17 protein-coding genes are annotated in these 19,037 nt (G+C 61.5%); 9 read left to right on the top strand and 8 right to left on the bottom strand.

Annotated features, from left to right (window positions below):
* The first annotated feature begins 39 nt into the window (after positions 1 to 39).
* The 5 genes from H0Z09_RS16210 to H0Z09_RS16190 all read left to right on the top strand — a co-directional run bounded on the left by H0Z09_RS16210 (position 40) and on the right by H0Z09_RS16190 (position 5,253).
* Positions 40 to 798, top strand: a complete 759-nt coding sequence (locus H0Z09_RS16210) for a methyltransferase domain-containing protein (protein ID WP_186691431.1) — start codon at positions 40 to 42, stop codon at positions 796 to 798.
* A 30-nt stretch (positions 799 to 828) separates the two neighbouring features.
* A complete protein-coding gene (gene rnhA, locus H0Z09_RS16205) occupies positions 829 to 1,281 on the top strand; it encodes a ribonuclease HI (RefSeq protein WP_003173571.1) in 453 nt (150 codons plus the stop codon).
* Positions 1,282 to 1,346: 65 nt separating this feature from the next.
* Positions 1,347 to 2,087 carry a DNA polymerase III subunit epsilon gene (gene dnaQ / locus H0Z09_RS16200; protein ID WP_186691452.1) on the top strand — a complete coding sequence of 247 codons (741 nt, stop codon included), beginning with the start codon at positions 1,347 to 1,349 and terminating at the stop codon, positions 2,085 to 2,087.
* A gap of 320 nt (positions 2,088 to 2,407) precedes the next feature.
* Positions 2,408 to 4,663: an Orn/Lys/Arg decarboxylase N-terminal domain-containing protein gene (locus H0Z09_RS16195; protein WP_076952461.1), complete on the top strand. Its 2,256-nt coding sequence runs from the start codon at positions 2,408 to 2,410 to the stop codon at positions 4,661 to 4,663.
* 8 nt (positions 4,664 to 4,671) lie between these two features.
* Positions 4,672 to 5,253, top strand: a complete 582-nt coding sequence (locus H0Z09_RS16190; protein WP_076952585.1) for a GNAT family N-acetyltransferase — start codon at positions 4,672 to 4,674, stop codon at positions 5,251 to 5,253.
* On the opposite strand, the gene H0Z09_RS16185 is transcribed toward H0Z09_RS16190, so the two are convergent.
* Positions 5,250 to 6,143 carry a LysR substrate-binding domain-containing protein gene (locus tag H0Z09_RS16185; RefSeq protein WP_186691430.1) on the bottom strand — a complete coding sequence of 298 codons (894 nt, stop codon included), beginning with the start codon at positions 6,141 to 6,143 and terminating at the stop codon, positions 5,250 to 5,252. The two genes, H0Z09_RS16190 and H0Z09_RS16185, sit on opposite strands and share 4 nt — an antisense overlap.
* A 109-nt stretch (positions 6,144 to 6,252) precedes the next feature.
* Here H0Z09_RS16185 and H0Z09_RS16180 point away from each other — a divergent pair, with 109 nt between their 5' ends.
* Complete coding sequence (locus H0Z09_RS16180; RefSeq protein ID WP_186691429.1) at positions 6,253 to 6,597, top strand: hypothetical protein; 345 nt, start codon at positions 6,253 to 6,255, stop codon at positions 6,595 to 6,597.
* Positions 6,598 to 6,660: 63 nt separating this feature from the next.
* On the opposite strand, the gene H0Z09_RS16175 is transcribed toward H0Z09_RS16180, so the two are convergent.
* Entirely contained in the window at positions 6,661 to 6,897 is a 237-nt protein-coding gene (locus tag H0Z09_RS16175) for a hypothetical protein (protein ID WP_076952458.1), read from the bottom strand.
* A gap of 228 nt (positions 6,898 to 7,125) precedes the next feature.
* On the opposite strand from H0Z09_RS16175, the gene H0Z09_RS16170 reads away from it, so the two are divergent.
* Positions 7,126 to 7,683, top strand: coding sequence for an NAD(P)H-dependent oxidoreductase (locus tag H0Z09_RS16170; protein ID WP_186691428.1), 558 nt, complete (start codon positions 7,126 to 7,128; stop codon positions 7,681 to 7,683).
* A gap of 219 nt (positions 7,684 to 7,902) precedes the next feature.
* On the opposite strand, the gene poxB is transcribed toward H0Z09_RS16170, so the two are convergent.
* Both poxB and H0Z09_RS16160 read right to left on the bottom strand, forming a co-directional pair.
* On the bottom strand, positions 7,903 to 9,627 hold the full coding sequence (gene poxB, locus H0Z09_RS16165; RefSeq protein ID WP_186691427.1) for a ubiquinone-dependent pyruvate dehydrogenase: 1,725 nt from the start codon (positions 9,625 to 9,627) through the stop codon (positions 7,903 to 7,905).
* Between the two features lie 79 nt (positions 9,628 to 9,706).
* Positions 9,707 to 10,939, bottom strand: coding sequence for an NADH:flavin oxidoreductase/NADH oxidase family protein (locus tag H0Z09_RS16160; protein WP_186691426.1), 1,233 nt, complete (start codon positions 10,937 to 10,939; stop codon positions 9,707 to 9,709).
* Positions 10,940 to 11,010: 71 nt separating this feature from the next.
* Between H0Z09_RS16160 and H0Z09_RS16155 the strand changes: the two genes are divergently transcribed.
* Positions 11,011 to 11,415: a MerR family transcriptional regulator gene (locus H0Z09_RS16155; protein WP_186691425.1), complete on the top strand. Its 405-nt coding sequence runs from the start codon at positions 11,011 to 11,013 to the stop codon at positions 11,413 to 11,415.
* 40 nt (positions 11,416 to 11,455) lie between these two features.
* On the opposite strand, the gene H0Z09_RS16150 is transcribed toward H0Z09_RS16155, so the two are convergent.
* The 3 genes from H0Z09_RS16150 to H0Z09_RS16140 all read right to left on the bottom strand — a co-directional run bounded on the left by H0Z09_RS16150 (position 11,456) and on the right by H0Z09_RS16140 (position 14,210).
* Positions 11,456 to 11,950 carry a DUF934 domain-containing protein gene (locus tag H0Z09_RS16150; protein WP_186691424.1) on the bottom strand — a complete coding sequence of 165 codons (495 nt, stop codon included), beginning with the start codon at positions 11,948 to 11,950 and terminating at the stop codon, positions 11,456 to 11,458.
* Positions 11,934 to 13,592 carry a nitrite/sulfite reductase gene (locus tag H0Z09_RS16145; protein ID WP_186691423.1) on the bottom strand — a complete coding sequence of 553 codons (1,659 nt, stop codon included), beginning with the start codon at positions 13,590 to 13,592 and terminating at the stop codon, positions 11,934 to 11,936. Before H0Z09_RS16145 ends, H0Z09_RS16150 begins: the two co-directional genes overlap by 17 nt.
* Positions 13,593 to 14,000: 408 nt before the next feature.
* Complete coding sequence (locus H0Z09_RS16140; protein WP_076952452.1) at positions 14,001 to 14,210, bottom strand: DUF2970 domain-containing protein; 210 nt, start codon at positions 14,208 to 14,210, stop codon at positions 14,001 to 14,003.
* A gap of 171 nt (positions 14,211 to 14,381) precedes the next feature.
* Here H0Z09_RS16140 and H0Z09_RS16135 point away from each other — a divergent pair, with 171 nt between their 5' ends.
* Positions 14,382 to 15,098, top strand: coding sequence for a DUF6543 domain-containing protein (locus H0Z09_RS16135; RefSeq protein WP_186691422.1), 717 nt, complete (start codon positions 14,382 to 14,384; stop codon positions 15,096 to 15,098).
* A 155-nt stretch (positions 15,099 to 15,253) separates the two neighbouring features.
* Here the strand turns inward: H0Z09_RS16135 and metH are convergent, their stop codons facing one another.
* Positions 15,254 to 18,964, bottom strand: coding sequence for a methionine synthase (gene metH / locus H0Z09_RS16130; RefSeq protein ID WP_186691421.1), 3,711 nt, complete (start codon positions 18,962 to 18,964; stop codon positions 15,254 to 15,256).
* Positions 18,965 to 19,037: the final 73 nt, after the last annotated feature.

Below are 19,037 nucleotides of genomic sequence, written 5' to 3'. Positions count from 1 at the left end.
TGGTGCATCTTAGAACGTCTAGGCGAGTTGGAGAATGCAATGACTGATAAAGCGTTCGCCCAGGCCGATCCCGAGTGGCTGGCCCTGATCGGCGCAGCCCGTGAATGGCTGTCCGGTCCCATCGGGCAATTTCTGCTGGAAGAAGAACGGCACATGCTCGAAGACGAGTTGGGCCGGTTCTTCGGGGGCTACCTGGTGCATTACGGCCCTTCGGCCCAGACGCCGCCGTCCGCGCCCCAGGTGCAGCGCAATGTGCGTCTGGGGGCGCCGTTGCCAGGGGTGGAGATCGTCTGCGAGGAACAGGCCTGGCCGTTGAGCGAGCATGCCGCCGACGTGGTGGTGTTGCAGCATGGCCTGGATTTTTGCCTGTCGCCCCACGGCTTGCTGCGCGAGGCGGCGAGCAGCGTGCGCCCAGGCGGCCATCTGCTGATTGTCGGGATCAACCCCTGGAGCAGCTGGGGCCTGCGCCATGTGTTCGCCAATGATGCCCTGCGCCAGGCGCGTTGCATCTCGCCGCAACGGGTGGGCGATTGGCTGAACCTGCTGGGCTTCGCGCTGGAGAAACGCCGCTTCGGGTGCTATCGTCCGCCGCTTGCGTCGACCAAGTGGCAAGGCCGGCTGGCCGGCTGGGAGCGCCGCGCGGGTGCCTGGCAGTTGTCGGGAGGCGGCTTCTACCTGCTGGTGGCGCGTAAAATCGTGGTCGGGCTACGGCCGCTGCAGCAAGTGCGCCGTGAGCCGATAGGCAAGCTGGTGCCGATGCCGATGGCCAAGGTCAACCGCAGGCAAAGCGACGCGTAAACCTCTTTTTGAATTGATTTCGAGTAACCGATGACCGATAGCGTAGAACTCTTCACCGACGGCGCCTGCAAGGGCAACCCAGGCCCAGGCGGGTGGGGTGCGTTGCTGGTGTGCAAGGGCGTGGAGAAAGAGTTGTGGGGCGGTGAAGCCAACACCACCAACAACCGCATGGAGCTGATGGGCGCCATTCGCGGCCTGGAAGAACTCAAGCGCCGTTGCAACGTGCTGCTGGTGACCGACTCGCAATACGTGATGAAGGGCATCAACGAGTGGATGGTCAACTGGAAGAAGCGTGGCTGGAAGACCGCGGCCAAGGAACCGGTGAAGAATGCCGACCTGTGGCAACTGCTCGACGAACAATGCAACCGCCATGACATCACCTGGAAATGGGTGCGCGGCCACATCGGCCACCCTGGCAACGAGCGCGCCGACCAACTGGCCAACCGGGGCGTGGACGAAGTGCGTGGCTACAAGCAGAGCTGATGCCGAATCACGTGGTAATATCGCGCCCTTTGAAATACACCGTTGAGAGCTGAACCCTGATGGCCATCCGATCTGTTGTACTCGATACCGAAACCACCGGCATGCCGGTGACCGACGGCCACCGGATCATTGAAATCGGCTGTGTCGAACTGATGGGCCGGCGCCTCACCGGCCGTCACTTCCACGTCTACCTGCAACCGGACCGTGACAGTGACGAAGGCGCGATCGGCGTCCACGGTATCACCGATGAATTCCTCAAAGGCAAGCCGCGCTTTGCCGAAGTCGCCGATGAATTCTTCGAATTCATCAACGGCGCCCAGTTGATCATCCATAACGCAGCGTTCGACATCGGCTTCATCAATAACGAATTTGCCCTGATGGGGCAGGCCGATCGTGCCGATATTTCCAAGCACTGCACGATCCTCGACACCTTGATGATGGCGCGCGAGCGTCACCCCGGCCAGCGCAACAGCCTTGACGCCCTGTGCAAGCGTTACGGCGTCGACAATTCCGGCCGCGAACTCCACGGCGCCTTGCTCGACTCCGAGATTCTCGCCGACGTCTACCTGACCATGACCGGCGGGCAAACCAGCCTGTCCCTGGCCGGTAACGCCTCCGATGGCGCCGGCTCGGCGGAAGGCTCGGGCAACCGTCCCTCGGAAATCCGCCGCCTGCCGTCGGACCGCAGGCCTACCCCGGTTATTCGGGCGAGCGAGCAGGACCTGGTTGAGCATGCGGCGCGGTTGGAAGCGATCGCCAAATCGGCGGGCGCGCCGGCGTTGTGGACCCAACTGACCCAGCAATAATCGCCAGCCGAACGCGGTCAAACTGTGGGAGCGGGCTTGCTCGCGAATGCGGTCTGTAGTGAGCGGGCTTGTCGAATCGTCGCACCGCCCGCGCTGGGTGGCGAAGCCGCCCCAAACCAGGCGACTCGGTTCTACCTGGAGGGCGGCGGTGTCTTTATTGGGGCCGCTTCGCAGCCCAGCGCGGGGCAAGCCCGCTCACTACACATCGCGAGCAAGCCCGCTCCCACATTTGATCTTTGTCGTCTTCAAAATCTTCATTCGCCACATTCACGTCCAGCTTCTACCCTTGAGTGCATAGCCCTCAGAACGCCCAAGCACTCATGTACAAAGACCTGAAGTTCCCCGTACTCATCGTGCACCGCGACATCAAGGCCGACACCGTTGCCGGTGACCGGGTTCGAGGCATTGCCAGGGAGTTGGAACAAGAGGGCTTCAGTATCATCCAGGCGGTGGACTACGCCGAAGGCCGGCTGGTGGCGGCTACCCACCATGGCCTGGCGTGCATGCTGATCGCCGCCGAAGGCGCCGGCGAGAACACCCACCTGCTGCAAAACATGGTCGAGCTGATCCGCCTGGCGCGGTTGCGGGCGCCGAACCTGCCGATCTTTGCCCTGGGCGAGCAAGTCACCCTGGAAAACGCGCCGGCCGATGCCATGAGCGAACTCAACCAACTGCGCGGTATTCTGTACCTGTTCGAAGACACCGTGCCGTTTCTTGCGCGGCAGGTCGCCCGCGCGACGCGCACCTACCTCGATGGCTTGTTGCCGCCTTTCTTCAAGGCGCTGGTACAACATACCGCTGACTCCAATTACTCATGGCACACCCCCGGCCATGGCGGTGGCGTGGCTTATCGCAAAAGCCCGGTAGGGCAGGCGTTTCACCAGTTCTTTGGGGAAAACACCCTGCGCTCTGACCTGTCGGTGTCGGTGCCCGAACTGGGTTCGTTGCTGGACCACACCGGGCCGTTGGCCGAGGCCGAGGCCCGCGCCGCGCGCAACTTCGGCGCCGACCATACCTTCTTCGTGATCAACGGCACCTCCACCGCCAACAAGATCGTCTGGCACTCCATGGTCGGCCGCGATGACCTGGTGCTGGTCGACCGTAACTGCCACAAGTCGGTGTTGCACTCGATCATCATGACCGGCGCGATTCCTTTGTACCTGTGTCCGGAGCGCAATGAACTGGGGATAATCGGCCCGATTCCCCTGAGCGAATTCAGCCCCGAGTCGATCCGCGCCAAGATCGACGCCAGCCCGCTGACCCGTGGCCGACCGCCGAAGGTCAAGCTGGCGGTTGTCACCAACTCCACCTATGACGGCCTGTGCTACAACGCCCAGATGATCAAGCAGCAATTGGGCAACAGCGTCGAGGTGCTGCATTTTGACGAAGCCTGGTACGCCTATGCGGCGTTTCATGAGTTCTTCGCCGGACGCTATGGCATGGGCACGTCGCGCACCCCGGACAGCCCTCTGGTGTTCACCACGCACTCGACCCATAAGCTGCTGGCGGCGTTCAGCCAGGCCTCGATGATCCATGTGCAGGACGGCGGCGCGCGCCAATTGGACCGTGACCGTTTCAACGAAGCCTTCATGATGCATATTTCCACCTCGCCGCAATACAGCATCATTGCGTCGCTGGACGTTGCCTCGGCGATGATGGAAGGCCCGGCGGGGCGTTCGCTGCTGCAGGAAATGTTCGACGAGGCCTTGAGTTTCCGCCGCGCCCTGGCCAACCTGCGCGAGCACATTGGCGCCGAGGACTGGTGGTTCTCCATCTGGCAACCGCCGTCGGTGTCGGGCGTCGACCGGGTGATTACCGCGGATTGGCTGCTGCATCCGGAGGACGATTGGCATGGCTTTGGCGATGTGGCCGAAGACTACGTGCTGCTGGACCCGATTAAAGTGACCCTGGTGATGCCTGGTCTCAACGCCGGCGGCGCCCTGAGCGACTGTGGCATCCCCGCGGCCGTGGTCAGCAAATTCCTCTGGGAGCGGGGCCTGGTAGTGGAAAAGACCGGGCTGTATTCCTTCCTGGTGCTGTTTTCCATGGGTATCACCAAAGGCAAATGGAGTACCTTGCTTACCGAGTTGCTGGAATTCAAGCGCAGCTACGACGCCAATGTCAGTCTGGCCAGTTGCCTGCCATCGGTGTTTGCACAAGGCCCGCTGCGGTATCAGGGTCTGGGCTTGCGCGAGCTGTGCGATCAATTGCACAGTTGTTACCGCAGCAATGCCACCGCCAGGCACCTCAAGCGCATGTACACCGTGCTACCGGAAATCGCCATGAAACCGGCCGACGCCTACGACCAATTGGTGAGAGGCGAAGTGGAGGCGGTTTCCATTGATGCCTTGCCAGGGCGCGTCGCAGCCGTGATGCTGGTGCCTTATCCGCCCGGCATTCCATTGATCATGCCGGGCGAGCGTTTTACCGAGTCGACGCGTTCGATCATCGATTACCTGGCCTTCGCCCGGACGTTCGATAGCAGTTTTCCCGGTTTTGTCGCCGATGTTCATGGGTTGCAACACGAAGACGACGGCAGTGGTCGTTGTTACACCGTCGATTGCATCAAGGGTTAAGAATGTTTATGCAAGCTGTAATGAACCCGAAGTATCCGGGGCTCAGTGTCCGGGTCGCCGACGAGGGCTTCGATGCCTACGTGTGGGGCAATGACTTCAGCTTTGAGGTCAGCGCCTATGGTGAGCCGCAGATGGGCAAGCGGGTCGATCAATGGCCCGTGGAGCGCATCCTGCCGTACCGCAAGTGCTATGGAATCGATCCCGAGGAGTTCGCCAGTTTTCGCGACGCGCCCGACAGCGCGATCTTCATGGCCTACCTGGACGACCGCCCGGTGGGGCATATCGTGGTCAGTACCAATTGGAACGGCTTTGCCCATGTCGATGAGCTGGCCGTGGTCCTGCCGGCGCGGCGCCATGGGGTGGCCAAGGCATTGCTGGATGTGGCGCAGTTCTGGAGCCGCAAGAAAAACCTGCCGGGCATGATGCTGGAAACCCAGAACAACAACCTTGGCGCCTGCCGTTTGTACGAGCGCTGCGGTTATGTGATGGGCGGGATCGACCACCTGCGCTATCGCGGCATTGACCCGCAAACCCGCGAAGTGGCGATATTCTGGTACCGGTTGTTCAAAAGCGAAGCCGACAAGGCTTAGCCCGCCAGCAGGCCTTCGGCCTTCTGCGTCACGATCTCCAGCAGCGCATTCAGCGCGGGGGAGGCTGCGGCTTCCTTGAGGGTCAGCGCATACAGGCTGACCATGATCGGCGGCGACACCGGACACGCATCCAGCCCCGCCTCCCGCGCGCCGCATGCGGTGAAGGGGTCGACCACCGCCAAGCCTTCTCCGGCTTCCACCATGCTGCGCATCATCTGGTAGGTCTGTACGCGCGTCTGCACCACCGGCAACGGGCGCAAGGCTTGCAGCTTGGCATCCAGCAAGCGACTGAGCGGGTCCTGGCCCTCAAGCCCGATCATCGATTGTCCCGCCAGGTCCTGCACCGCGATGTACTTCTGCTTGGGTTTGAGCCAGCCATGGGGTGCGAGCAATTGCAGCTTGCCCTGGGCCAGCACGACGCTGTGGATCTGCGGGTGTTGCGGATCATGCAGGCTCAGCCCCACGTCGGCTTCGTGCAGCAGCAGGCTCCTGACGATCTCTCGGGTGGGCTGGCTCGACAGGTTGCACGGGGTGTCCTGGAAGCGCCGGCGTAGCATCGCGATGCTTTGCGGCAGCAGTTGGTTAGCCAGGGGCGGCGTGCACAGGGCGCGCAGGGTCGGGGCGTGATGGTGTTTCAAGCGGCTGGCCAGGCGTTGCACGGGCTCCAGCGCCTCATACACATGGGCGATGTGTGCCTGCAACTCCAGGGTTTCGCGGGTTGCCTGCAAACGTCCACGGATGCTGGCAAAGAGCATAAAGCCCAGTTGCTGCTCGGCTTCCTTGAGCGCCGCCTCCACATCGCCCACGGGCAGTTGCAACCACTCGGCGGCCAGGCCTGGGTGTCCGGTCTGCAAAATGGCCTGAATCACTTCGATATGACGTAAACGCATCGCCGGAGTCTATGTGCAGCGCGCTGTGTATTCAATAGAATGGCTGCGCTGATCATCAACGACCAAAGCCGGCTACCGGCGTTAACAACAAAAACAGGTCTGGTCTCACATGCCTCTACCCTCGACATTCCTCGGGGTAACGGTCAAGCAGCTGGTGGTCCTGGTGATCATCGGGTGCGCGGCCGCTTATCTCTTCAACCTTCAAAGCGAAACCACGCCGGAAAACCTTGCGCTTGAGGCGTTCATCCGTTCACAGGAACAGGTGGCCGAACAGGTGGGCGCGGTGCTGGACGTGGCACTGGTGAGGCAAGTGGTCGCACATCCCGGCTACAACTCGGCGGGCTATCAGCGTTCGATGTTCGCGGTGGAGGGGGAGCGGGGGCGTTTACTGGTGACCTTGAAACAGGTCGAGGGCGAGCAGGAAATTGAAGTTACGCAGATTCAGCGGCCGTGACCGCCCCGGCCCAGTCGACGCCATCATCAATGGCCAGGACCGGGCAGGTGCACAGGGCGAGCCTTATGAAGCGAGTGTGGTTTGCGACTCGCGCACAAGAATGGTGCCCGACTGAATCAGCTTGAATTCGTCGCCTTCCAGTTTCTCTACACGATCGCCAATGGCCAGCTTGTAGGTGGTGGTAGGTGCCGAGCCTGCCAGGGCGCCCTGCGCCGGGTCTGATTCCTGGAACTCATGCACCGAATACACACGTCCTTCTGCGTCTCTGGCATGAAACTGTCCGACTAGTACTGCTGCCATCTGTTTAGAACCTCTGGAGATAAACACTCGATTTGCGGTTCTGTAGACCGTTATGGAGCGGGGTAGTTTACTTACGGAATAAAAATACTATTCGTCGGCTAATTTCAGACGCTTCCTACGCGTTATGCCGCGAGGTAAACGTCCGGCGGATTATCAAAACCTTCTGGTGCGCACGCCGCGAAGACTTTATAACTACAAGCTCCTTTAGTCAGACGTCGGGAAACCCCAATGAGCAAGGTCTACACCGTAGCCGTCGTGGTTGGCAGCTTGAGAAAAGACTCGATCAACCGCAAAGTCGCGCTGGCACTGGCCGAACTGGCCCCTGCCAACCTGAAGTTGAACATTGTGGAAATTGGCGATTTGCCGCTCTACAACGAAGACATTGACGGCGACTCACCGCCCGCAGCCTACAGTACTTTCCGCCAACAGGTGAGTTCATCCGACGCGGTGCTGTTCGTGACCCCGGAATACAACCGCTCCGTGCCCGCCCCGTTGAAGAATGCGATTGACGTAGGTTCCCGGCCTTACGGCCAGAGTGCTTGGAGCGGCAAGCCCGGGGCGATCATCAGCGTGTCGCCGGGTGCGATTGGCGGGTTTGGCGCCAACCATCATCTGCGCCAGTCCCTGGTGTTCCTGGATGTGTGGTGCATGCAGCAGCCGGAAGCCTACCTGGGCGGGGCGGGCAGTGTGTTTGATGAGGCGGGGAAGGTGTCGGAAAAGACCAAGCCGTTCCTGCAGGCGTTCATTGATGCCTATGCCAAGTGGGTCGAAAAACAACACGCTTGAGAACACCGAAAATCCACTGTGGGAGCGGCGGTGCGACGATTCGACTTGCTCGCGAATGCGCAGTGTAGTGAGCGGGCTTGCCCCGCGCTGGGCTGCGAAGCGGCCCCAATAAAGACACCGCCGCCCTCCAGGTAGAACCGAGTCGCCTGGTTGGGGGCGGCTTCGCCACCCAGCGCGGGGCAAGCCCGCTCCCACATTTGGACGATGCCAAACTTTCGATCAGCGCAGCCAGTTGGTCCGCGCCAGTTCGATCACTTCATCCCCACGCCCACTCATCACCGCCTTGAGCATATACAGGCTGAACCCTTTGGCCTGCTCCAGCTTGATCGTCGGCGGCATGACCAACTCCTGGGTGGCCGTGACCACATCCACCAGCGCCGGGCCGTCATGGGCCAGGGCGCGGCGCAAGGCCGGCTCAAGATCTTCGGATTGCTCCACGCGGATGCCGAGGATGCCCATGGCGTTGGACATGGCCGCGAAGTCCGGGTTTTTCAGTTCTGTGCCGGCGTCGAGGTAACCTGCCGCTTTCATTTCCATGGCAACAAAACCCAGCGACGCGTTATCGAACACGATGACTTTCACCGGCAGCTTCAGTTGCGCCAACGAGATGAAGTCGCCCATCAACATCGCGAAACCACCGTCTCCCGACATCGAAATCACCTGGCGACCGGGGAAGGCGGCCTGCGCGCCAATGGCCTGGGGCATGGCGTTGGCCATCGAGCCGTGGTTGAACGAACCGATCAGGCGGCGCTTGCCGTTCATTTTCAGATAGCGCGCAGCCCATACGGTCGGCGAGCCGACGTCGGCGGTGAAGATCGCATCGTCGTCTGCCAGTTCGCTGAGCAAGCGCGCCACATATTGGGGATGGATCGGCCGGTCGGCCTTGGACGGTTGCGCAAGGTCATCCAGCCCCTGGCGCGCTTTTTCGTAGTGTTTCAAGGAAGTCTCGAGAAAGCTGCGCTCGGTCCTGCGCGTCAAGCGCGGCAGCAGCGCGCCGATGGTTTCGCTGACATCGGCGGCAATCCCCAGGTCCAAGGTGGCGCGACGGCCGAGCGCCTGCGGATCGCGATCAACCTGGATGATGGTCGCATCGGTGGGATAGAACTGGCGGTACGGAAAATCGGTGCCCAGCATGATCAACGTGTCGCAATCGAGCATGGCATGGTAACCGGAGCTGAAACCGATCAGGCCGGTCATGCCCACGTCGAACGGGTTATCCCACTCCACGTGTTCCTTGCCACGCAGGGCATGCACCACCGGCGCGCCCAGCGCGTCTGCCAGCGCCACCACCTGGTCATGGGCACCGGCACAGCCGCTGCCGCACAGCAGGGTAGTCTTCTGGCTGCTTTGAAGGATCTCGGTGAGGCGTTGCAGGTCCTGTTCGGCAGGCAGTGTGCGCGGGGCGTGCAGGGCAGGCCATGGCTTGAGCTTGTCTTCCACTTCCAGCAGCGACACATCCCCCGGAATCACCACCACCGCGACGCCACGATTGAGAATCGCCGAGCGCATGGCGCGGTGCAGCACCTGGGGCATTTGCTCGGGGTTGGTGACCAGTTCGATAAAGTGGCTGCACTCTTTGAACAGCTCCTGGGGATGGGTTTCCTGGAAATAATTCAGGCCGATCTCCGAGGACGGAATCTGCGCGGCAATCGCCAGCACCGGCACATGGTTGCGATGGCAGTCGAACAGGCCATTGATCAAGTGCAGGTTACCCGGCCCGCAGCTGCCGGCGCAGACGGTCAGCTCACCAGTGGCAGCCGCTTCGGCCCCGGCGGCGAACGCCGCCACTTCTTCGTGGCGCACATGCATCCACTCGATGCTGTCCATGGTACGCAGGGCGTCGGTGAGGCCATTGAGGCTGTCGCCGGTCAGGCCCCAGATGCGCTTGATGCCCGCCTGTTCAAGGGTGGTCGCCAACTGCTGGGCCAGGTTGATTTTCGCCATGAAGAACTCCAATCGTCAGTGAGGTTAAAAACGGTGAGATCAATAGGGGACAGTTCGATCATGGCGAATACTCCCGTGATTAATTGGACGTTTGTGTCATGGACGCACGGTATTGTCGGGTGCGCCGGGCGATAAACCACTGGTCGCGCACCAGTGCCATGCAGGGAGCGACGCCGGGCTTGGGCAACTGACCGCGACTGAGCCGGCGCATCTGGTCGCGCACTACCGCGAGGGTGGCAAGTGACGCCAGGGGCTTGCGCTTCCAGTCGATCGGCTTGAGTTGCGGGTTGGGGTCGCGACCTTCGCGCCAGTGGCGCAGCAACTGCGGTTCCAGCGTCAGGGCGGTGGCAATGCCCGCCATGGCGATGCCGCTGTCGAGCACTTGCTGCACGATGGGCAGGCGGCGAATACCACCAGTGACCATCAGCGGCATCTTGGCGATGCTCGCCATTTGCGCGGCGAATTCGAGGAAGTACGCCTCGCGGGCCAGGGTGCGGCCGTCCCGTGCTTCGCCTTGCATGGCCGGGGCTTCGTAGCTGCCGCCGGACAATTCCAGCAAGTCGATGGGCAGCGGGTTGAGCATCTCGACCACTCTGCGCGCATCGGCTTCGTCGAAACCGCCACGCTGGAAATCCGCCGAATTGAGTTTGACCGCCACGCAGAACGACGGGCTGACCACGGCGCGCACGGCGTGGATCACTTCCAACAACAGGCGTGCGCGGTTCTCCAGGGGGCCGCCCCAGCGGTCGGTGCGCTGGTTGCTCAACGGCGATAGAAACTGGCTGAGCAGATAGCCGTGGGCGCCATGGATCTGCACGCCGGTGAACCCGGCCTTCTCGGCCAGGCGCGCGCTGGTGGCGAAGCGTTGGATCACGTCCTGGATCTGGTCTTCGCTCATCGCCTTGGGCTTGGCGAACATCCTGGAAAACCCGCCCAGGTCCAGCGCAACCGCGGAGGGCGCCAATGCTTGCTGGCCGAGGTTGGCCATGGTCTGGCGCCCCGGATGGCTGAGCTGCACCCAGAAGTGCACGCCCTTGGCGCGGGCCACGTCCGCCCATTCGCGAAAGCTGTCCAGGTGTTGCTCATCTTCCAGGGCCACGCCGCCGGGGCCGGTCATGGCGCGGCGGTCGATCATCACGTTGCCGGTCAACAACAGGCCGGGCTCGCCGTCCGCCCAGGCCTTGTACAGCTGCTTCAATTGGCGCGAGGGGGCCTGGTTGGCATCCGCCATATTCTCCTCCATCGCGGCCTTGGCGATACGGTTGGCGATGACTTGGCCATTGGGCAGTTGCAAGGCTTCAAAAGGTGACATGGGTTGACTCCTGAGCGGGGGAGGCCCCAGGCTAAGCTTAAAGTTAACTTTAATGTCAAGCGGGCGTTGTGATGAACATTGGTGAGTTGGCAAAACAGAGTGGGCTGGCGGCGTCGCGTATCCGCTTCTATGAAGCCGAAGGGCTGATCAGCCAAGTGGGGCGCCAGGCCAATGGCTATCGGCGCTATGCCCCGGAGGCGTTGCACACCCTGCAATTGATCCAGAGCGCGCAGCAAGCCGGCTTCACCTTGCAGGAACTCAAGGCGTTGATGCCCGCGCCGGGTGAGCATAAACGCGAGGCGCTGATCGAAGCGCTCGAGCGCAAGGTGGCGCAGATCGAACAGATGCAGGCGCAGTTGGCCCACAGCAAGGCGCAGTTGCTGGGGGTGATCGAGGTGGTGGGGGCGCAGCCGGAAGGGGGGACGTGTTCAATGGGGCAGCAGAAGGTGCTGGCGTCGATCAAGTTCAACCCATGAAAAAGCCCTGGCATGCCAGGGCTTCTCTATAGCCTTAGGCTCAGCGCCGGCGAAACAGCGGCAGCGGTTCGTCCGTCGCGGCCTGGTACGTCACCGAGAAGTCCTTGAGGCTTTCCAGCGCTTCGTACGGGTCTTTGTCGGCGCGCAGGGCGAAGGCATCGAACCCGCAGCGGCGCAGGTAGAAGAGCTGGTCGCGCAGTACATCGCCAATCGCCCGCAATTCGCCTTTATAACCGTAACGGTCACGCAGCAGCCGCGCGTTGGAGTAGTTGCGGCCGTCGGTGAAGGCCGGGAAGTTCAGGGCGATGACCTGGAAATGTTCCACGTCGTCACCGATCTCCTCGGCTTCTTCATCGGCGTCCAGCCACACACCCAGGCCGCCGTCGCGGGCTTTGAGCGCGTGGCCGTGTTCACGCCACAGCACCAACGGCACGATCAGGTCGTCGCAATTGGAGATGCCGTCGAAGCTCGCGTCCTTGGGCAGCAGGTGCCAGGTTTCGTCGACGACTTCGTTGTTCTTAATGATTCGCTGCATAGACGCGCTCCTTGAACAGGTCAATGCCGATGCGCTGGTAGGTGTCGATGAAACGTTCATCTTCGGTGCGCTGTTCGATGTACACATCGATCAGTTTGCCGATCACCTCGGGCATGGCTTCCTGGGCGAAGGATGGGCCGAGGATCTTGCCCAGGCTCGCATCGCGGCTGGCGCTGCCACCCAGGGACACTTGGTAGAATTCTTCGCCTTTCTTGTCCACGCCCAGGATACCGATGTGGCCGACGTGGTGGTGGCCACAGGCGTTCATGCAGCCGGAGATGTTCAGGTCCAGCTCACCGATGTCGAACAGGTAGTCCAGGTCGTCGAAACGACGCTGGATCGATTCGGCGATCGGGATCGACTTGGCGTTGGCCAGGGAGCAGAAGTCGCCGCCCGGGCAGCAGATGATGTCGGTCAGCAGGCCGATGTTCGGCGTGGCGAAACCGCCTTCGCGCAGCTCGCCCCACAGGGTGAACAGTTGGCTCTGCTCGACGTCCGCGAGGATGATGTTCTGCTCGTGGGAGGTGCGCAATTGGCCGAAGCTGTAGCGGTCGGCCAGGTCGGCGACGGCGTCGAGCTGCTTGTCGGTGATATCGCCCGGTGCGACACCGGTAGGCTTGAGCGACAGGGTCACCGCCACATAGCCCGGCTTCTTGTGCGCCAGCGTATTGCGGCCACGCCAGCGGGCGAAACCCGGGTGTTCTTTATCCAGCGCTGCCAGCTCGGCGTCCTGATTGCTCAGGGCCTTGTATTCAGGGTCGACGAAATGCTTGGCCACGCGGTGCACTTCGGCTTCGGTCAGGGTGGTCTGGCCGCCGCGCAGGTGCTCCATTTCAGCGTCGACTTTCTGTGCGAACACTTCAGGCGTCAGCGCTTTTACCAGGATCTTGATCCGGGCCTTGTACTTGTTGTCACGACGCCCGTAGCGGTTGTAGACCCGCAGGATGGCGTCTAGGTAGCTCAACAGGTCCTGCCACGGCAGGAACTCGTTAATGAACGCGCCGACCACCGGGGTACGGCCGAGGCCGCCACCGACCAGTACGCGAAAGCCCAACTCGCCGGCGGCGTTATGCACCGGCTCCAGGCCGATATCGTGCACTTCGATGGCGGCGCGGTCCGAGGTCGAGCCATTGATGGCGATCTTGAACTTGCGGGGCAGGTAAGCGAACTCGGGGTGGAACGTCGTCCATTGGCGGACGATTTCGCACCAGGGGCGTGGGTCGATCAGCTCATCGGCGGCAACCCCGGCGAACTGGTCGGTGGTCACGTTGCGCAGGCAGTTACCGCTGGTCTGGATGGCGTGCATCTGCACGGTGGCCAGTTCAGCCAGGATGTCCGGCACGTCTTCCAGCGCCGGCCAGTTGAACTGTACGTTCTGGCGGGTACTGATGTGGGCATAGCCCTTGTCGAAGTCGCGGGCAATCTTGGCCATCATTCGCGTCTGGCGCGACGTCAGTTGGCCATAGGGCACGGCCACCCGCAGCATTGGCGCAAAGCGCTGAACGTAAAGGCCATTTTGCAGGCGCAGAGGGCGGAACTCTTCTTCGCTCAGTTCACCTGCCAGATAGCGTCGGGTCTGATCACGGAACTGCTTGACGCGGTCCTCGATGATGCGCTGATCGTATTCGTCGTATACGTACATATAGGTCCTGTTCTCGGCAAATCTGCGCGCACGGCCGCGCACTCCCAACGGAGCCGGCGCACGATAACAGTTTGTGTTTATGCGCAAAAGTGATGTTTGAGTATATGCAAATAACCAAATCGACTATTGAGACTGATTCTCGCGATACCCACAGTTGTCATAAGGGCAAGTATGAACTTTACTGTGATCGAGTCTTGATGCAGTCACCTATAAAACCGATAAGAGGCGATGCGATGAGCAATCCGACAAAAGCCCGTAAACCCGACAGTACCGTGGACGCGTGGGCCATTCTGTTCCTGATCATCCTGGTGGTGGGCACTGCGGTGTTCTGGGTCAGCCACCAGTAATATGACCAGTGACAAACCCATGTGGGAGCAGGCAAGCCAGCTCCCACATGTTTGATCCGGTTTACACTCCGGCCAGGTGCAAGACCAGCTTGACGATGCCGAACAGCGTCAGCGCAAACACTGCGGTAAATAGAATGCCCAGAATCACAAAGTGGCTGGGCTTGCCATGGGTGAAGTCGCGTGCGCGGTTTTTACCGCTTTGCACGCCGAATGCCGCGGCGACCACGCTGTGCAGCATTTGCCAGAAGGTCGGAGGTTTGTGCTCGTCCATAGGTTCCTCACCACAAGGTGTGTGAGGAACAGCATAGACAATCCGACGGACTTGAGCGCAGCGCGCCGCCTCTTTGCCTGGTCTGCTTCCCTGCCATAAGAGTGCACCGCTTTAGGGCGCCGTTGGCGTGGTTTTCTGAGAGTTCTTCATGACGAATCAGGAACTCGCAACATGCCCGTCCCTTCATTTCATGCTTCTTTCATCAAGGCCAACTTGCCTGGATGGATCAAGCACCTGGCTGCATCCGATATCCAGGCATTGCACCGCGCCCGCGATCCGGTGCAGCAATTGCGGCAAGCCTTCCCCGAGAAATACGCCGCCGCCAGCCCGTCACTGCGCCAGGCGTTGATCGACAGCGGCGTACAACGCCAGGCTTCAACGCAGGCATTGGCCACGGCGCTGAAAGATTTCAAAGGCATCACCGAGTTCAGCGAACCGCTGCTGCTCGAAGCCTTGAGTAAGCAGTTCGCCCTGGCCCCCGACGTCAACAAGACGCTGCTCTACCGTCTGCGTGCGCATAAACGTTTGGAGCAGCAATCGTTGCTACAAGCGGCGCTGCATAATTTCGAGGCCGATGAGCCGTTTGAGGATGTGGTGTTGCAGGAAACCAGCGGGCTGGCGCCAGCGGGCTCGCTGGAGCAGATTCTTTACGACAAGCGCGATACCTATCCATTTGCCAAAGTTCGCTATCACCTGCGCGACAGGTTGGCGATCAAGCCTGCGGCGTTCGCCAGCCTGTGTCGCCAACTGGATTTGGGCAAGCAGTATCAGGCACATCTGAGCGCTGTGTTTGAAACACCTGCTACCGCTGCGCAGGTACGCCAGCAGATGATCCAGGCCAACAAGGATACGTTGCGGGTTCAAAGCCGGGCTGCAACAAGCCCTTGAGCGCGAAGCCGCGACGCTGGAGAACCAATACCCCGAGATCAACCCGGAGTATCTGCAGAAAATGAACACCCTGCAAAAGGCCAACGAGGATGAACGGCAGGCGTTGATGAGGCAGCTGACGGCGGCCGAAATCGCCGCGCTGGGCCGATAGCCGATCAGTTGTCGTAACCCAGGTTAGGCGCCAACCAACGCTCGGTCACGGCCAGGTCCTGAACTTTTCGCGCGGCGTAGCTTTGAACCTGGTCCTTATCAACCTTGCCCACGGCAAAGTACTGCGCCTGCGGGTGGGCGAAGTACCAGCCGCTGACTGCCGCCGCCGGGAACATCGCATAGTGCTCGGTGAGGAACACGCCGCTGCGCCCGGCGTGCATTTCGCGGGCTTGGGGGTCGAGCAGCTGGAACAACTGGGCTTTTTCGGTGTGGTCCGGGCACGCTGGGTAACCGGGGGCAGGGCGGATGCCGCTGTACTGCTCCTTGATCAGCGCTTCGTTATCCAGTTGTTCATCCTTGGCATAACCCCAATAGTCCTTGCGCACCTGCTGGTGCAGCCACTCGGCGCAGGCTTCGGCCAGGCGGTCGGCCAAGGCCTTGACCATGATCGAGTTGTAATCGTCGCCCGCATCCTGATAAGCCTTGGCCACTTCCTCGGCGCCGATGCCGGCGGTGGTGATGAAGCCACCGATGTAGTCCGTCACGCCGCTGTCCTTGGGCGCCACGAAGTCGGCCAGGGAGAAGTTCGGCTTGCCGTCGGTCTTGATGATCTGCTGGCGCAGATGATGCAGCTTTGCGATCGGCTGGCCGTCGTCGCCGTAGACTTCCAGGTCATCGTCCTGCACCTGGTTGGTCGGCCAGAAGCCGAACACCGCGCGGGCGCTGATGAGTTTTTCGTCAATCAGCTTCCTGAGCATTTCCTGGGCATCGGCGTACAACGCGGTGGCGGCTTCACCCACCACTTCATCGGTAAGGATGCGCGGGAATTTGCCGGCCAGGTCCCACGAGATAAAGAACGGCGTCCAGTCGATGTACTCGGCCAGGACGTTGAGGTCGATATTGTCCAGCACCTTGGCGCCGGTGAAGGTCGGCACCACCGGGATGTAGCTGCTCCAGTCGAACTGCGGCTTCTTGGCGATCGCCGCCGGGTAGCTCAGGCGTTCGGTACGGGCGCTGCGGTTGGAAGTACGCTCGCGCACATCGATGTATTCCAGGCGGGTCTTCTCGACAAACGCCGGTTTCAATTCCTTGGACAGCAACTGCGTGGCCACGCCCACCGCGCGGGAAGCGTCGGTCACGTAGATGACGGCGTCGTTGCTGTACTTGGGCTCGATCTTCACCGCCGTGTGCGCCTTGGAGGTGGTGGCGCCGCCGATCATCAACGGCAGGTGGAAGTCCTGGCGCTGCATCTCGCGGGCCACGTGCACCATCTCATCCAAGGACGGCGTAATCAGGCCGGACAACCCGATGATGTCGCACTTCTGTTCCCTGGCCACCTGCAGGATCTTCTCCGCCGGCACCATCACGCCGAGGTCGACGATGTCATAACCATTGCAACCGAGCACCACGCCGACAATGTTCTTGCCGATGTCATGCACGTCGCCCTTGACCGTGGCCATCAGGATCTTGCCCTTGGCTTCGGGCTTGTCGCCTTTTTCCAGCTCGATGAACGGGATCAAGTGGGCCACGGCCTGCTTCATCACGCGGGCGGACTTCACCACCTGGGGCAGGAACATCTTGCCCGCGCCGAACAGGTCACCAACGATGTTCATGCCGGACATCAGCGGGCCTTCGATCACTTCGATCGGGCGCGCGAACGACTGCCGGGACTCCTCGGTGTCTTCGACAATGTGCGTGGTAATGCCCTTGACCAGCGCGTGTTCCAGGCGCTTGTTCACCGGCCAGCCGCGCCATTCTTCGGTCTCGGCTTCCTTGACGCTGCCGTCGCCCTTGTACTTGTCCGCGATGGCGAGCAGGGCGTCAGTGCCTTCCGGGGTGCGGTTGAGCACCACGTCTTCCACCGCATCGCGCAGCTCGGCCGGGATCTGGTCGTAGATCTCCAACTGGCCGGCGTTGACGATGCCCATGGTCAGGCCGTTGCGGATCGCATACAGCAGGAACACCGAGTGGATCGCCTCGCGCACCGGGTTGTTGCCACGGAACGAGAACGACACGTTGGACACGCCACCGGAGGTCAGCGCATACGGCAGTTCGTCACGGATATAGGCGCAGGCGTTGATAAAGTCGACGGCGTAGTTGTTGTGCTCTTCGATGCCGGTGGCGACCGCGAAGATGTTCGGGTCGAAGATGATGTCTTCCGGCGGGAAGCCGACTTCATTGACCAGGATGTCGTAGGAGCGTTTGCAGATTTCCTTCTTGCGCGCCTCGGTGTCGGCCTGGCCGACTTCGTCGAACGCCATCACCACCACGGCCGCGCCGTAGCGCTTGCACAGCTTGGCGTGTTGAATGAACTGCTCCACGCCTTCCTTCATGCTGATGGAGTTGACGATGCCCTTGCCCTGGATGCACTTGAGGCCCGCTTCGATCACTTCCCACTTGGAGGAGTCGATCATGATCGGCACGCGGGAGATGTCCGGCTCGCCGGCAATCAGGTTGAGGAAGGTCACCATGGCCTTCTTCGAGTCCAGCATGCCCTCGTCCATGTTGATATCGATGATCTGGGCGCCGGCTTCCACCTGCTGCAGGGCGACTTCGAGGGCTTCGGTGTAGTTGTCTTCACGGATCAGGCGGGCGAAGCGTGCGGAACCGGTGATGTTGGTGCGCTCGCCGACATTGACGAACAACGAGCTGCGATCGATGGTGAACGGCTCCAGGCCCGACAAGCGGCAGGCCTTGGGGATGTCCGGGATCGGGCGCGGCGCATAACCGGCCACGGCCTTGGCGATGGCCTTGATATGGCCCGGCGTGGTGCCGCAGCAGCCGCCGACGATATTGAGGAAGCCGCTCTGGGCGAATTCTTCGATAACCTTGGCGGTTTCCGACGGCAATTCATCGTACTCGCCGAATTCGTTGGGCAGGCCGGCGTTGGGGTGCGCCGACACATGGGTGTTGGCCTTGTTCGACAGCTCCTCCAGGTACGGGCGCAGTTCGCTGGCGCCCAGGGCGCAGTTCAGGCCCACGGAAATCGGCTTGGCGTGGGCCACGGAGTTCCAGAACGCTTCGGTGGTCTGGCCGGACAGGGTACGACCGGACGCATCGGTGATGGTGCCGGAGATCATGATTGGCAGTTCGATAGCCAGCGCTTCGAACACGCCCTGCACGGCGAAGATCGCGGCTTTGGCGTTGAGGGTGTCGAAAATGGTTTCGATCAGGATCAGGTCGGCGCCGCCCTCGATCAGGCCCTGGGTGGCCTCGGTGTAGTTTTCCACCAGCTCATCGAAGGTCACGTTGCGGTAGCCGGGGTTGTTCACGTCCGGCGACAGCGAGCAGGTGCGGCTGGTCGGGCCGAGCACGCCAGCGACGAAGCGCGGCTTGGCCGGGTTTTCGGCCGTCTTGGCGTCGGCTATTTTGCGCGCCAGACGTGCGCCTTCCACGTTGAGTTCGTAGGCCAGGTCTTCCATGCCGTAATCGGCCATGGAGATGCGGGTGGCGTTGAAGGTGTTGGTCTCGAGGATGTCGGCGCCGGCATCCAGGTAAGCCTTCTCGATCCCGCCGATCACGTCCGGACGGGTGATTACCAGCAGATCGTTGTTGCCCTTGACGTCGCTCGGCCAGTCGGCGAAGCGTTTGCCACGGTAGTCCTGCTCCTCGAGCTTGTAGCTCTGGATCATCGTGCCCATGCCGCCGTCGAGGATCAGGATACGTTCCTTGAGGGCTTGGTGAAGGGCTTGCAGACGAACGCTACGATCGGACATGGGACTACTCTGGTCAGGCATTACGGAGGGCACGAATCATAACAAACCTGTGCCGATTTTGAGCAGGGCAGGT

Origin of the sequence: Pseudomonas sp. SWRI18, from assembly GCF_014268345.1 — a bacterium.
Classification (GTDB): Bacteria; Pseudomonadota; Gammaproteobacteria; order Pseudomonadales; family Pseudomonadaceae; genus Aquipseudomonas; species Aquipseudomonas cedrina.
This window is presented reverse-complemented; position numbering and strand designations above follow the sequence as displayed.